We start from the raw sequence: 13,786 nt of genomic DNA, 5'->3' as shown, positions 1-13,786 counted from the left end.
TCAGGCCGCGGTCGATCCGAATTCCGGAACTGCGTCTTTCAGGATGGTCCTGATGGTGGCCCGATCGTCGCGCGCGATCGCCTGCTCCAGCGCCGCGATCCACTTGCGCAGGGTCTGCATCGGCGGCTCGTTCGGCTGCGCGGCCATGATGCCGGCGACGCCAATCTCGCGGGTCGGCTCCTCGGAGGCGAACAGGATCTCGTGCAGGCGCTCGCCCGGCCGCATGCCCGTGAACACGATCTCGATGTCGTAGCCGGGCTGAAGGCCGGAAAGGCGGATCATGCGCTCGGCGAGATCGACGATCTTCACCGGCTGGCCCATGTTGAGCACGTAGACCGAGACGTCCGAACGCTGCGTTCCGAGCGCATGCGTCGCCGCCGTGATGACGAGATCGCAGGCCTCGCGGATGGTCATGAAGTAGCGGACCATGTCGGGATGCGTCACCGTCACGGGACCGCCGGCCTCGATCTGGGCCTTGAACTTCGGCACCACCGAGCCGTTCGACGCCAGCACATTGCCGAACCGGACCGAGATCAGCCGCATCGGCGGCTTGGCGCTGCCGCCTGCGGCGAGATCGTGGTCGAGCGCCTGGCAGTACATCTCGGCGAAGCGCTTGGTCAGGCCGAGCATCGACACCGGCTCGATCGCCTTGTCGGTCGAGATCATCACCATGGCTTCGGCGCCGGCGCCGTGCGCGGCGTCGGCAACGTTGATCGAGCCGAAGATGTTGGTCTTGACGCCCTCGCTCCAGTCGCGCTCCAGGATCGGCACGTGCTTGAGCGCGGCGGCGTGAAACACGATGTCCGGCTTGAACTCGGCCATCAGGCGCATGATGCGCTCGCGGTCGCGGATGTCGGCGATCCGCCCTTCGATCGCAGCCGCTGCGCCCTGCGCGGCGAGCGTCTCCGTCACCGCGTAGAGCGCCGGCTCGGAATTTTCCACGATCAGGAGGCGCGCGGCGCCGAACGCGACGACGCGCTCGCAGATCTCGGAACCGATCGAGCCGCCGCCGCCGGTGACGATCACCGCCTTGCCCCTGATCAGGGCTTCGAGCCGCGCATAGTCGATTGTCTCGCTCGGCCGCAGCAGGAGGTCCTCGACCGCAACCGCCGTGAGGCGCGGTGTATCGCCGCTTTCCAGCGACGGCATGCGGTTGACGATCACGCCGAGCTTGCGCGCCCGCATCAGGATCGATTCCGGGTGCGCCTCCGGCTCGAACGCTGACGGCGTCATGATGAGGCGCCCAATCGGCTTGTTGCGCTTGGCAAAGTCGCCGATGACGTCCTCGATGTCGTCGATGCCGCCCAGCACCGGAACGTTGCGGATGAACTGGCCGCGATCCGAGCTCGACGGCGACAGCACGCCGACCGGCCAGATCCGCTTGATCGCTCCGCTCTCGATGCCGCGGAGCAGCACCTCGGCATCCGCAGCGCGACCGATCAGCAGCGTCGGCGCGGCATCCTCGCCCCTCGCATGGCGCCGCACCCGCGTATAGCGGAAGTAGCGGTAGGCCATGCGCAGCGCGCTGAGGAAGGAGACCTCGAGGAACCAGTACAGGACGATCGTCACCTTGCCGAGGAAGAAGGCACCGCGGACATTGGGGGCGACGAAGATGTAGTCGAGCACCAGGAGGGCAACCGTCAGCACGCTCGCGACGCGGAGGATGTTCAGCGCGTCGGGCAGCGAGATGAAGCGCCATTTCGTCGTGGTCAGGTTGAAGACGAAGAAGACGACCACGCTGAAGGCGAGGAAGTAGGGCAGGATCTGGAGCAGCAGCGGCAGGCGGTCGTAGAAGCCGTCGCCGCCCTCGAAGCGCAGATAGAAGGCCGCGAACAGCGCCGCGGTGGTCGCCAGCAGGTCGTGGAGCGCGATCAGGAAATTGCGCAAGGTGAGATGCGAAAGACGCGTCATCCGACGACCGATGAATATCCCGTTAGGTGCAACCTGACCGCGCTGATAGCCCATCTCGACAGGACTTGCCAGCCGCGCGGCCGTTCAGGAACCGGCTTCCCCCACCTTCGCCTCCGCCTGTTGTGCCTGGAGCACGATGCCGCCGGCGACACCGACGCCGATGACGTACATCCAGCCCTCGTGGAAGTCGAACAGATGGGAGTTGAACAGCGAGGTGAAGACGTTCTGCACCACCACCAGGAGCCCGACCCAATTGGCCAGCCCGTCGCCGCGAAACAACAGTAGATGCAGGATCCAGATCGCGTAGAGAACGACGATGCCGATCACGCCCCATTGCACGGCGACGTTCAGCGTCTGGTTATGCGGGTTGCCGATCACTTCGGCGGAAGCCTGGTAGTGGCCGCTGGGCGTCGCGACGCGCTCGAACAATCCGCGCGTCGAGCCGGTACCGTGCCCCTTGATCGGCGCCTCCGCGAAGAAGCCGAGCGATTTCCGCCAGAACTCGAGCCGCAGGCCCAGCGAGGTCGGCTCGCCCTTCTCCACATAGTGCGTGTAGTCGCTGGCAAAGGTGTCGACGGTCTTGCGCAATTGCGGCGAGGCCTGCCAGGCGATAGCGGCGCCGGCGAGCAGAGCGGCCGCGATGATCGCGATGCTGCGCCATCTCAAATGAAGCAGCGCGAACACGCCGAACATGATCGGAACGGTGACGAGTGCCGTGCGCGACACCACCACGAAGACCATGTTGAGGAAGAAGCTCAGCGCCAGCGCCGTGAGCAGCCCGGCGAACCAGTAGCGCTTCTGGCGCAGCAGCATCACGACCGGATAGGCGAGCGCGACGGCACACAGCGTGAATTCCTGGCTCTGGTCGATGTAGTTCTTGACGAAGATGCCGCGCTCGGGCGGATCGATCTTGAGCGCGAGGTTCGGGTAGAAGGCGACCAGCCAGGACATCACCGACAACAGCGCGCAGGACACCAGGAAGGCGGTGAAGATCCAGCGTCCGCGCGGCGAGCGCTCGAAATGGTAGAGCAGCACCGGAAGCACGAGCAGCTTGACGGTCGGATTGACGGCGTAGAGGCGCGCGCCCCAGGTCGCGTCCGACCACAGCGTTCCCACCAGCGCGAGCAGGACCAGCGCGATCGGCGCAACGCAGATCGGACGCTTGAGCGATTGCAGGAACGCCCGGACGTCGAGGAACGGCACCATGCAGAGCAGCATCAGGGCGTTGAATATGCCCGCAAGCGACGTCGACCAGGGCAGCGAGGCCGCGGTGAGGATGGCAAACAGATCGACGGTCTCGCTCCAGGCCGCCGGGCTGCGCAGGCGCCGCCCCAGCATCTGGCCCGCCGTCTCCCCGGCAAGTGTCGTCACGTAGCCCCTCCCCGTGCGCGATGCACCAGCGCCGTCGTGCTGAAACCCTGGAGGATGTCGACCAGCACGACCACCCCGCCCGCGGCCTCGACGACCTCATGGCCGACCACCTGCTCGCGGGTGTAGTCGCCGCCCTTGACCAGCGCGCTCGGCTTGATCCGGGTGATCAAATCGATCGGCGTGTCCTCCTCGAAGATGACGACGAGATCGACGGCTTCGAGCGCCGCGAGCACTTCCGCACGCGCCCGTTCGTCCTGAACCGGGCGATCGGCACCCTTCAGCCGCCGCACCGAGGCGTCGCTGTTCAGGCCCACGACCAGGCGATCGCAGGCGCCGCGCGCCGCGGTCAGCACCTTGACATGGCCGGGATGCAGGATGTCGAAACAGCCGTTGGTGAAGCCGACCCGCAGGTCCTGCCTGCGCCATTCCGCGAGCTGCGCGTCGAGCGCCCCCGGCTCGAGCACGATCTTCTCCTCGGCCGCGAGATAGGCGTGCGGCAGGATCTTTCGCCGCAGCTCGGCCGTGCTCACAATGGCGGTGCCCTGCTTGCCGACGGCGACGGAAGCTGCGGCATTGGCCACGCGCAGCGCCGTGTCCCAGTCCGCGCCCGCCGCGAGCGAGACCGCGAGCGCGGCGGCGACGGTGTCGCCGGCGCCGGAGACGTCGCGCACCTTCACGGGGACCGCCGGAACGTGAACGGCCGCGCCTTGGCGCGGCACCAGCGTCATGCCGTGCTCGCCTTGCGTGACCAGGATCGCCTCGCAATCGGCGAGCTGCATCACGTCCTCGCTGGCATCGACGATGCTCTGCGGCGTGTCGGCGCGGCTGCGGGTCGCCTCGGCAAATTCCTTGCGATTGGGCGTGAGCAGCGTGGCGCCGCGATAGATCGCCCAGTTCAGGCTCTTGGGATCGACGATCACGGGCTTGCCGAGCTTTCGCGCGGCGTCGATGGTGTGGCGGATCACGCGCGCCGTCAGCACGCCCTTGGCGTAGTCGGACAGCAGCACGATGTCGGCGCGGGCGACCTGCGGCAGGATCGCCTCGATCAGCTTCGCCTCGACCTCGTCGGAAGCAGGCTGCGCCTGCTCCCAATCCGCGCGCAGCATGTGGGTGGAGAAATGCTCGGAGACGAAGCGGACCTTTCGCGTGGTCGGCCGCGACGGATCGCACACCAGCGCGCTTTCGATGCCCCCCTGCTCCGCAAGCGCGGCCGCGAGCCGCTTGCCCGCATCATCCTCGCCGACGAGGCCGACGAAGATGCAGCGCGCGCCGAGGGAGGCAATATTGCGCGCGACATTGCCGGCGCCGCCGATATCGATCTCGCTGCGCTGGGCAACGATGACCGGCGTCGGCGCTTCCGGCGAGATCCGCGACACCTCGCCATAGACGAACTCGTCCAGCATGATGTCGCCGATGCAGAGCACCGTGCGGCCTGAGATCGTTTGCGCGAGAGCGTCGAAATCGAGAATGGGCGTCGGCATGATCCTGGAGCCTCAGCGGAAGCGGTCGGGCCGGTCGAGATAGTCCCCGACATAGGCCTTCACCGCATCCTCGAGCGTCGTGAAGCCGCCGTTATAGCCGGCGCGGCAGAGGCGATCGACCTCGCTCTGGGTGAAGTATTGATAGCTGTTGCGGATCTGTTCGGGCATGTCGATATATTCGATGTTGGGCCTCGCCCCGAGCGCCGCATAGGCGGCCAACATCAGATCCCTGAAGCTGCGCGCCTTGCCGGTGCCGACATTGAACAGCCCGGACACCGAGGGCGTTGCCAGCAGCCACATGATGACGCGCACGACATCGTCGACATAGATGAAATCGCGGCGCTGGTCGCCGTCGGCGATGCCCTCGCGATGCGACTTGAACAATTGCACGGCGCGGCCCGCCCTCACGTCGTCGAAGCGCCGCGCCAGCACGCTCATCATCGAGCCCTTGTGATACTCGTTGGGGCCGAACACGTTGAAGAATTTCAACCCCGCCCATTGCGGCGGCAGCTTCTCGCCGCGTGCGACGCGCTCGGCAACGGCGAGATCGAACAGGTGCTTGCTCCAGCCGTAGAGGTTCATCGGCCGCAGTTTCTTCAGCGCGGGCAGCGACGCATCGTCGTCAAAGCCTGCCTCGCCGTCGCCATAGGTCGCCGCCGAGGAGGCGTAGATCAGGGGCACCGCATTGGCCGTGCACCAGTCGAGCAGGCGCATGGAGAGACGGAAATTGGTTTCGAACACGAGATCGCCGTCGGTCGCGGTGGTCGCGGAAATCGCCCCGAGATGGATCACCGCGTCGAGCTTGCGGCCGTTCAGCCAGTCCAGCAGCTCGGCCGGGGGGACGATATCCACAAGCTGCCGCTTGGCGAGATTGCGCCACTTGCCCTCGGTGCCGAGGAAATCACAGACGACGACGTCACTCCGGCCGGCGTCGTTCAACGCGGCCACGACATTCGACCCGATAAAACCGGCTCCGCCGGTCACCAGCAACATTCCAACCACCCTGCCCGATCTTCGCGGCCCGATACCTGCCGTAGCGCATCATCTGCCAAAGTGTAAGCATTTTGGGATCAGCGCGCTCCCGGCTTTACCTGCCGGCCGGGAGCGGCTAACCGAACCGCCAGATCAGTCCGTCCTCGGTCCTATTAACGAATGAATCAAAATTCACAATTTAGTGGAAGCGCAGATCGGAGCGACATGCGCCCGATCCTGATCGTCCCCTACATGTGGATCGGCGATTTCGTCCGGAATCACACCGTGGTCCGGGTCCTGAAGGAGCGCTGGCCGAACCGGCCGGTCGATCTCCTGACCACGTCCCTGTGCGCGCCGCTGGTCGATTACATGCCCGGCGTGCGTTCTGGCGTCGTCTGGGACCTGCCGCGCGGCCGGCTCGCCGTCGGCCGCCAGTTCGGCCTGGCAAAGCTCCTGCGCGAGCGGAACTACGGCACCGCCCTGGTGCTGCCCCGGACCTGGAAGGCCGCCATCGCGCCTGCGCTGGCCGGGATCCCCGAACGGGTCGGCTTCGTCGGCGAGTTCCGGTTCGGCCTGCTCAACCGCTGGCGCTGGGGCGAGAAAAAGCTGCCCCGCTTCATCGACAAGAACGCCGCGCTGGCCCAGCCCGACGGCACCCCCCTGCCGCCGGAATGGCCGGTGCCGCAATTGCGGGTCCCGGCCGAGGACATCGTCCGCTGGCGGCAGGCCAATGGGCTCAGCGCCGGCGCGGCCGTGGCGCTGGCCCCCGGCTCGGTCGGCGTCTCGAAGCGCTGGACCTATTATCCGGAGGCCGCCCGGCTGCTGGTCGAGCGTGGCCTCGAAGTCTGGGTCGTGGGCGGCCCCGCCGAAAAGGGCCTCGCCCAGGAGATCGTCGCGGCCGGCGGTCCTGATGTCCGGGACCTCACCGGCACCGATTTGCGCAACGGCGTGCTGGCCATGGCCGCGGCCGGCGTCGCCATCTCCAACGATTCCGGCCTGATGCACATCGCAGCCGCGCTCGGCACGCCCACCATGGGCATCTTCGGCCCGACCAGCCCCTACCTCTGGGCCCCCCTCAACGGCCTTGCCGCCACCGTAGTCCAGGACAAGAGCGTGCTGTCGTGCCAGCCCTGCCAAAGCACGATCTGCAGGATGAACGACCACCGCTGCATGCGCGATATCGTAGCGTCCGAGGTGGTGGCGATTGCGCAGCGGGTGCTGAGTGAGGCGGGGGCGCGGGCCGAGACGTGAGGCCGCCGGGGCTTCGCCGATGATGACATCGTGCCGGTGTCTTGCCCGACGAGTCAAACGGGTTTCGTAGAATCAGCAGCGCATCGACCCCGCCGCCAAGCCATTGATTTCGCTAACCCCAGCTACTGTGCATGGGGTTGTTTTCGCGCTTTTTGTTTGGGGGCGCGACAGCGGGGGTTCAGAGCAGCGGCCGATAGACCTCGCCGATCCGCGCCGCTTCGGCATCGAGGCTGAACCGTTCGAGCACCCGCGCCCGTCCGCGCTCGCCCATTGCGGTTGCGGCAGCCACATCGCGCATCAGCGGCTCCAGCGCCGCGGCGAGCGCATCGGCATCGCCCGTCGGGATCAGCACGCCCGTCACCCCATCCTCGACCACGAGCTCAGCCGCACCGGCGCGCGCGGCGACGAGTGCGCTGCCGGCCGCCATCGCCTCGATCAGCGTCAGGCCAAAGCCCTCGTTGCGCGAGGTGAAGGCGTAGATCGTCAGGCGCTGGTACCAGCGCTGCACCGCTTCGATCGGCAGTTCGCCGGTGATGACGATGCGCGACTGCAGGTTGGCTGCCTCGATGCGCTTCTTCAGGTCGTTCGCGAAGGGCGTCTGCTCGGGCGTGACCTGACCGACGATGATTGCGGTGAAGTCAGGATAGCGCGGCAGCAGCCGGCACATCGCATCGACGAACACGTCGGTGCCCTTCTGCGCGCGCACGCGGCCGAAGCAGCCGATCGCGTAGCGGCCCGGCAACGCGGTTTCCGCGAACGCCGCCGAACGATCCATCGGCGGCGCATAGACGTCGGTGTCGACGCCATGCGGGATCACGGTGGCCTTCACCTTCAGGAACGAGGCCGAAAGATCTGACGTCGCGATGATCGCGTCCATGCGGCGGATCAGCCAGCGCGTGATCCAGCTGTGGTGCCGCTGCGCCGCAGATGTGAAGACCAGCTTGAGCGGCCAGCCGAGCGCGCGCAGCACGACGCCCGCGATCATCTCGTTGTTGCGGCGCGCATGCCAAATCAGCGGCGTCTTGCGGCGCCATAGCTTGAGGAAATCGGCACCGCTCAGCCGCGCGATCCCCTCCGGCGCGTCCGAGCCGAACCACGCTGCGCGATACAGTTTCGCCAGCCGCGGCGCCACCATCCGGTTGGTCGCGGTGACCCCGGAATAGCGCCTGTGCAGATTTGGCACGATCACTTGCAGATCGTCCGGGGAGTTCGCCACGTCATGCTCCGTTTAGCAGACCCCCTATACGCAACATTAAGCATAGTGACCAGTTCAGCCGCGCCGATACCCCCTCTTCACCACGCAAACGCTAGCATCCTGCGTTGATCGAAGACGGGTGAGATCATGACTGTGCTAGTCACCGGCGGCGCCGGCTATATCGGAAGTCACACGGTCCTGGCGCTGGCGGAAGCCGGCGAGGACGTCGTCGTGATCGACGATCTCTCGACCGGTTTCTCCGCCTACCTGCCGGAAGGCGTGCCGCTGTTCATTGGCGATGCCGGCGACGAGAACCTGCTCGAGGGCGTGATCGCCCAGCACAACATCGAGAGCATCATCCATTTCGCGGGCTCGGTGGTCGTGCCGGAGTCGATGCGCGATCCGCTCGGCTACTACCGCAACAATTTCATGACCGCGCGCAACCTGCTCAACGTCGCAGTCAAGCGCGGCATTGGCCGCTTCATCTTCTCCTCGACCGCCGCCGTCTACGGCAATCCGGACGAGGTGCCGGTGCCCGAGCACGCGCCGACGCGGCCGTTGTCGCCCTACGGCTCGTCGAAGCTGATGACCGAGATCATGCTGCACGACGTCGCCGCCGCCTACGGCATGCAGTACGTGGCCCTGCGCTACTTCAACGTCGCCGGCGCCGATCCGCAGGCACGCATCGGCCTTGCCACCGTCGGCGCCACGCATCTGCTCAAGATCGCGGTCGAGGCCGCGACCGGCCAGCGCGCCAAGATCGACGTGTTCGGCACCGACTATCCGACCCCGGACGGCAGCTGCATCCGCGACTTCATCCACGTCACGGACCTGTCGCAGGCGCACCGCTCGGCGCTGGCTTACCTGCGCAATGGCGGCGCCTCGACGACGCTGAATTGCGGCTATGGCCGTGGCTATTCGGTGCTGGAGACCATCGACGCCGTGCGCCGGGTGTCCGGGCGCAGCTTCGCCGTGCAATACGCCCCGCGCCGGCCCGGCGACATCATGACCATGGTCGCCGACACCAGCCGCATCCGCGGCCTGCTCGACTGGAAGCCGCAATACGACGACCTCGAGACCATCGCGGCCCATGCGCTGGCCTGGGAGGACAAGCTGTTCCGCGAGCGCCATGGCGAGCTCCGCCACGCCGTCTCGGCCTAGATTCCATCCGGACGCAAGCCCTTAATTGGGCTTGAAAAGCCCCGCTTTAGCGGGCACAGAGGCCCATCGATCCCTGACGCGCGGGCAGGCTTTTCCTTGCGCCGTCAATGGACTACGGATGGCCCAGTTTCCAAAGAAAATCACCGACGATCCCTATACGGCAGCGGTCCTGATTCGCCGCCTGGTCACGGAACAGGGGATCGTCTACTGGCGGCGCTACCTCGTCGCCTTCGCGCTGATGGCGCTTGCTGCCGGATCGACCGCGGGCGCGACCTACGTGCTCGGCCAGGTCATCAACCAGGCCTATGTCGACAAGAACATCCCGGGCATCGCGATGTTCTCGGGCATCACGGTGATCCTGCTCTTCATCAAGGGCGTGGCGACCTACGGCCACATGGTGATCCTGACCAAGATCTCCAACGCAATCCTCGCCACCAACCAGCGCCAGCTGTTCGCCAAGCTGATGCGCGAGAGCATCGGTTTCTTCTCCGAGCGGCATTCGTCCGAATTCCTGGCGCGGCTGACGGCCGGCGCCAAGTCGATCACCGACGTCCTCAACATGCTGGTCAACGCCATCGGGCGCGACCTCTTGATGCTGCTCGCGATGATCGGCGTGATGGTGTGGCAGGACCCGCTGATGTCGTTCATCGGCCTCGTCGCGGTGCCGCCCGCGATGCTGGTGCTGCGCAAGCTGGTCAAGCGCATCAAGGGGCTCGCCTTCAACCAGTTCACCGGCACCGCCGACATCATGGAGACGATGCAAGAATCGCTGCAAGGCATCCGCACCGTCAAGGCGTTCACGCTCGAAGAGACCATGCAGAAGCGCATCGACGAGAACATCGCGATCGTCGAGCGCAACGCCAACAAGATGGCCCGCGTCGCCAACCGCTCCAACCCGCTGATGGAGATGTTAGGCGGCTTCGCAGTCGCCGGCTGCCTGATGTACGGCGGCTATGCCGTGGTCGCGCTCAACGCCACGCCGGGCGCGTTCTTCTCCTTCATGACCGCCTTCCTGATGGCGACCGAGCCGGCCAAGCGACTGGCGCGGCTGAATATCGACCTCAACAGCCAGCTCGTCGGCGCGCGCATGCTGCTGGAAGTCGTCGACAGCCCGGCGAGCGAGCATTCCGACGACGACAAGCCGGCGCTGAAGCTGTCGGACGCGCGGATCGAGCTGCGCGACGTCAGCTTCTCCTACCGGACTGGCGAGACCGTCCTCAACCGCATGAGCTTCGTTGCCGAGCCCGGCAAGGTCACCGCGCTGGTCGGCCCGTCCGGCGGCGGCAAGTCGACCGTGCTGGGGCTGCTGCTGCGCTTCTACGAGGTGACGCAAGGCGACATCGTGATCGACGGCCAGTCGATCGGCGCGGTCTCGCGCAAATCGCTGCGCGCGCAGACCGCCTATGTCGGCCAGGACGTCTATCTGTTCCGCGACACCATCCGCAACAACATCGCCTTCGGCAAGCCGGGCGCGACCGAAGACCAGATCATCGACGCCGCGAAAGCGGCCTGCGCGCATGATTTCATCATGAGCTTCCCGCTCGGCTACGACACGCCGGTCGGCGAGCACGGCACGCAGCTCTCCGGCGGCCAGCGCCAGCGCATCGCGGTGGCGCGCGCGCTGATCAAGAACGCGCCGATCATCCTGCTGGACGAAGCCACCGCCGCGCTGGATTCCGAGTCGGAGAAGCAGGTGCAGGAAGCGATCGAGCATCTCTGCCAGAACCGCACCACCATCGTGATCGCGCACCGCCTGCACACCATCATGCACGCGGATAGCATCCTGGTGGTCGAGGGCGGCGAGATCGTCGAGCAGGGCCGGCACGACGAGTTGATCCGCCGCTCGGGTCGCTACGCCTCGTTCTTCCGCCTGCAACATCACGACGCCGGCACTCTGGCGCCGATCAGCGCAACCGCATAGAATTCCCTTCACCTCAAGAGCAGCGAGACCGCTTCATGAACGCCGCCTCCTACGTCATCCCGCTTCCATCGCAACCATCGCTTCCCGTCGTCGGAGAGGCCGGCCGTTATCCGGTGCGCCGCATCTGGTGCGTCGGCCGCAACTATCTCGAGCACATCCGCGAGATGGGCAATGACGAGCGCGCGCCGCCGTTCTTCTTCGCCAAGCACGCCGACATGCTGGTGCCCGATGGCGCCACCATCCCCTATCCGCCGCTGACCAAGGACCTGCATCACGAGGTCGAGCTGATCGTCGCGATGAAGAGCGGTGGCCTCAACATTCCCGCCGACAAGGCGCTCGACCATGTCTACGGCTACGCCGTCGGCATCGACCTCACCCGCCGCGACCTCCAGATCGCCTCGCGCAAGAAGGAGCGTCCCTGGGAGATCGGCAAGTCGTTCGACTATTCCGCGCCCTGCTCCGCCGTGCAGCCGGCCGCGAAGATCGGCCATCCCGCCAAGGGCAAGATCTGGCTCACGGTCAACGGCAAGGAAGCGCAGAAGGGCGACCTCACCGAGCTGATCTGGAACGTGCCCGAGATCATCTGGCAGCTCTCACAGCAGGTGAAGCTCGCCGCCGGCGACATCATCATGACGGGCACGCCGGCCGGCGTGTCGCAGCTCCAGCCCGGCGACAAGCTCGAATGCGGCGTCGACGGCGTCGGCACCCTGAAGGTCTCGATCGGCCAGCCGGAATAGGCTGCACGACATCTCGAAATCGAAAGGCCCCGGACATGTCCGGGGCCTTTTTGATTCGGATCGCATCTACCAGGCCTTCACCGGCCGATTGGCGTGGCTCACCTGCGGGACGCCGCGATTGAGCGACATGTGGGAATGCACGCACAGCCAGCCGTCGGCGGTTTTGGAGAACACCATGGTCGCCCGGCCCGGACGCGGAAACGCGCTGCCGTCGGGATGAAAGCCCGTGCTCGTCCACGGCGCGACCACGGTCGCCATCGCGCCGTCGGGGGATGCCAGAACCGAGATCTGCTCGAGCACGAAACGGAAGTCGGCCGTCTTCGGCCAGACGTTGTCCCATTGCGTGGTGACCCATTGGTCGAGGCCTGGGATGACATCGTTGTGCGTGCCGAAGGCAAGCACCTCGGGATGAAACAGCGGCCTTGCCGAAGCGTAGTCGACCTCGCGGACATAGCCGGCGAAAGTCTCCAGCCATTGGCGGAAGAATTGTACTATCTCGGTGTTCGCGGTCGGCAAGGGGGTCATTCGTACCTGCTTCACCGCAGCGCCGACATCACGATCAGGCCGAGGATCAGCGCCGTCAGCGAGTATTTCAGCGTGTAGTAGACGTTGCGGTTCCACTCCTTGACCTTGCGGCTGGCGAGGTGGATCTCGTAGAGCTTGCCGAACACCTTGTTGAGCACGCCGACGCTCTCGCCGTCGACGTTCTGGGTCGCCGACGCCTTGACGATGTGATGGCTGACCCAGCGGTTGATCGCGGTCATGAAGCCGAACTTCATCGGGCGCTCGACGTCGCAGAACAGGATGATGCGGTTGACGTCGGTCGCATTCTCCGCGCTGTGGATGAAGGTCTCGTCGAACATGAAGGCCTCGCCGTCGCGCCAGACGCATTCGACGCCGTCGACCAGGATGCGGCACTTGTTCGAGTTCGGCGTGACGAGGCCGAGGTGATAACGCAGCGAGCCGGCGAAGGGATCGCGGTGCGCGCCCAGCTTGCCGCCCGGCGGCAGCATCGCGAACATCGCGCCGTGCACGCTCGGAATCGAATTGAGCAGCTCCACCGTCTTCGGGCACAGCGTGCGCGCCGAGGGCAGGAAGTCGTCGTACCATTTCAGGTAAAAGCGCTTCCAGCCGCTCTTGAAGAACGAGTAAAAGCCCCAGTCGTTGTTCTTGGCGGCCGCACGGATGAAGCCTTCATCGAACAGGCGCACGGCCTCGTCGCGGATGGTCTCCCAGTTCTCGCTGAGGGGCTTGAGTTCGGGAAACTGCTCGACCGGGATCACCGGCTTGTTCGGCACCGCCGAGCCCGCATACATCAGCACATTGTAGGGGGCGAGATAGGTCGAGTGATCGCCAAGCTGGCGCGCGAAGCGCAGCCGCTGCTTGCCGCGGAAGTGAACGTAGATCGTCGATGCCGCGAGCACATACAGAATGACCAGTTGCGGCGCAAAAAGCTGTTTCAGCATTTCCCCAGTTCCCGAGTGACCCAGCCGGGGACGTCATCTACTCCGAGCCGGCCCGAGCGGCAAGATATTCACCGCTGGGTTGCAATCACGCTGGGGAGAGCGGGGGTACGGAACCCGGGGCTGAAACGGGCCGAAACGAGCCGAATTACGCCCGTGCCAGCGCCTGGAGACCCTTGAAGGTCAGGCGCTTGGGATCGGTGACGCCGGCGAGGTAGAGCCGGCGGATGAACGCGATGACGGCGTCGCGGTCGCAATCGGTCAGCGCGACGACGGCGTCGACCGCGATTTTCTGGGCTTCCATTGGGCTCACCTCGGCCTTG

The 13,786-nt window shown here is 65.9% G+C and carries 12 protein-coding genes; 4 read left to right on the top strand and 8 right to left on the bottom strand.

Going from position 1 to position 13,786, the window contains the following annotated elements; genetic code table 11:
• The 4 genes from A3M7_RS0117705 to rfaD all read right to left on the bottom strand — a co-directional run bounded on the left by A3M7_RS0117705 (position 1) and on the right by rfaD (position 5,756).
• Positions 1–1,911, bottom strand: a complete 1,911-nt coding sequence (locus tag A3M7_RS0117705; RefSeq protein ID WP_027545127.1) for an SDR family NAD(P)-dependent oxidoreductase — start codon at positions 1,909–1,911, stop codon at positions 1–3.
• Between the two features lie 84 nt (positions 1,912–1,995).
• Positions 1,996–3,282: an O-antigen ligase gene (locus A3M7_RS0117700; protein ID WP_027545126.1), complete on the bottom strand. Its 1,287-nt coding sequence runs from the start codon at positions 3,280–3,282 to the stop codon at positions 1,996–1,998.
• Positions 3,279–4,763, bottom strand: a complete 1,485-nt coding sequence (rfaE1, locus tag A3M7_RS0117695; RefSeq protein ID WP_027545125.1) for a D-glycero-beta-D-manno-heptose-7-phosphate kinase — start codon at positions 4,761–4,763, stop codon at positions 3,279–3,281. The genes A3M7_RS0117700 and rfaE1 overlap by 4 nt, the downstream gene beginning before the upstream one ends.
• Positions 4,764–4,775: 12 nt before the next feature.
• The gene (gene rfaD, locus A3M7_RS0117690; protein ID WP_027545124.1) at positions 4,776–5,756 is read right to left on the bottom strand and encodes an ADP-glyceromanno-heptose 6-epimerase; all 981 of its coding nucleotides are present in this window, start codon (positions 5,754–5,756) and stop codon (positions 4,776–4,778) included.
• A gap of 159 nt (positions 5,757–5,915) precedes the next feature.
• Between rfaD and waaF the strand changes: the two genes are divergently transcribed.
• Positions 5,916–6,986 (top strand): lipopolysaccharide heptosyltransferase II, encoded by a 1,071-nt coding sequence (waaF, locus tag A3M7_RS0117685; protein ID WP_027545123.1) that lies wholly within the window; start codon positions 5,916–5,918, stop codon positions 6,984–6,986.
• 178 nt (positions 6,987–7,164) lie between these two features.
• On the opposite strand, the gene A3M7_RS0117680 is transcribed toward waaF, so the two are convergent.
• Positions 7,165–8,202 (bottom strand): glycosyltransferase family 4 protein, encoded by a 1,038-nt coding sequence (locus tag A3M7_RS0117680; protein ID WP_027545122.1) that lies wholly within the window; start codon positions 8,200–8,202, stop codon positions 7,165–7,167.
• Positions 8,203–8,328: 126 nt separating this feature from the next.
• On the opposite strand from A3M7_RS0117680, the gene galE reads away from it, so the two are divergent.
• From galE to A3M7_RS0117665, 3 genes are all read left to right on the top strand, one after another.
• Positions 8,329–9,342 carry a UDP-glucose 4-epimerase GalE gene (galE, locus tag A3M7_RS0117675; RefSeq protein WP_027545121.1) on the top strand — a complete coding sequence of 338 codons (1,014 nt, stop codon included), beginning with the start codon at positions 8,329–8,331 and terminating at the stop codon, positions 9,340–9,342.
• 118 nt (positions 9,343–9,460) lie between these two features.
• Positions 9,461–11,263 (top strand): ABC transporter ATP-binding protein, encoded by a 1,803-nt coding sequence (locus tag A3M7_RS0117670; RefSeq protein WP_027545120.1) that lies wholly within the window; start codon positions 9,461–9,463, stop codon positions 11,261–11,263.
• Positions 11,264–11,298: 35 nt separating this feature from the next.
• Positions 11,299–12,000: a fumarylacetoacetate hydrolase family protein gene (locus A3M7_RS0117665; protein WP_027545119.1), complete on the top strand. Its 702-nt coding sequence runs from the start codon at positions 11,299–11,301 to the stop codon at positions 11,998–12,000.
• 66 nt (positions 12,001–12,066) lie between these two features.
• Here the strand turns inward: A3M7_RS0117665 and A3M7_RS0117660 are convergent, their stop codons facing one another.
• From A3M7_RS0117660 to A3M7_RS49680, 3 genes are all read right to left on the bottom strand, one after another.
• Positions 12,067–12,525 carry a nuclear transport factor 2 family protein gene (locus A3M7_RS0117660; RefSeq protein ID WP_027545118.1) on the bottom strand — a complete coding sequence of 153 codons (459 nt, stop codon included), beginning with the start codon at positions 12,523–12,525 and terminating at the stop codon, positions 12,067–12,069.
• 11 nt (positions 12,526–12,536) lie between these two features.
• Positions 12,537–13,466, bottom strand: a complete 930-nt coding sequence (locus tag A3M7_RS0117655; RefSeq protein WP_027545117.1) for an aspartyl/asparaginyl beta-hydroxylase domain-containing protein — start codon at positions 13,464–13,466, stop codon at positions 12,537–12,539.
• Between the two features lie 145 nt (positions 13,467–13,611).
• Positions 13,612–13,767, bottom strand: coding sequence for a hypothetical protein (locus A3M7_RS49680; RefSeq protein WP_165448167.1), 156 nt, complete (start codon positions 13,765–13,767; stop codon positions 13,612–13,614).
• Positions 13,768–13,786 lie beyond the last annotated feature (19 nt).

Source organism: Bradyrhizobium sp. WSM2254 (assembly GCF_000472645.1).
Lineage (GTDB): Bacteria > Pseudomonadota > Alphaproteobacteria > Rhizobiales > Xanthobacteraceae > Bradyrhizobium > Bradyrhizobium niftali.
Note: the sequence above shows the minus strand (reverse complement) of the source record. Positions and strands in the feature narration are given on the sequence as shown.

Bases quoted from the DNA above. Each gene is read 5' to 3' on its own strand.
- A3M7_RS0117705 (WP_027545127.1), bottom strand. From the start codon at position 1,911: ATGACGCGTCTTTCGCATCTCACCTTGCGCAATTTCCTGATCGCGCTC.
- A3M7_RS0117655 (WP_027545117.1), bottom strand. From the start codon at position 13,466: ATGCTGAAACAGCTTTTTGCGCCGCAACTGGTCATTCTGTATGTGCTC.
- rfaE1 (WP_027545125.1), bottom strand. From the start codon at position 4,763: ATGCCGACGCCCATTCTCGATTTCGACGCTCTCGCGCAAACGATCTCA.
- A3M7_RS0117660 (WP_027545118.1), bottom strand. From the start codon at position 12,525: ATGACCCCCTTGCCGACCGCGAACACCGAGATAGTACAATTCTTCCGC.
- rfaD (WP_027545124.1), bottom strand. From the start codon at position 5,756: ATGTTGCTGGTGACCGGCGGAGCCGGTTTTATCGGGTCGAATGTCGTG.
- A3M7_RS49680 (WP_165448167.1), bottom strand. From the start codon at position 13,767: ATGGAAGCCCAGAAAATCGCGGTCGACGCCGTCGTCGCGCTGACCGAT.
- A3M7_RS0117665 (WP_027545119.1), top strand. From the start codon at position 11,299: ATGAACGCCGCCTCCTACGTCATCCCGCTTCCATCGCAACCATCGCTT.
- A3M7_RS0117670 (WP_027545120.1), top strand. From the start codon at position 9,461: ATGGCCCAGTTTCCAAAGAAAATCACCGACGATCCCTATACGGCAGCG.
- galE (WP_027545121.1), top strand. From the start codon at position 8,329: ATGACTGTGCTAGTCACCGGCGGCGCCGGCTATATCGGAAGTCACACG.
- waaF (WP_027545123.1), top strand. From the start codon at position 5,916: ATGAATCAAAATTCACAATTTAGTGGAAGCGCAGATCGGAGCGACATG.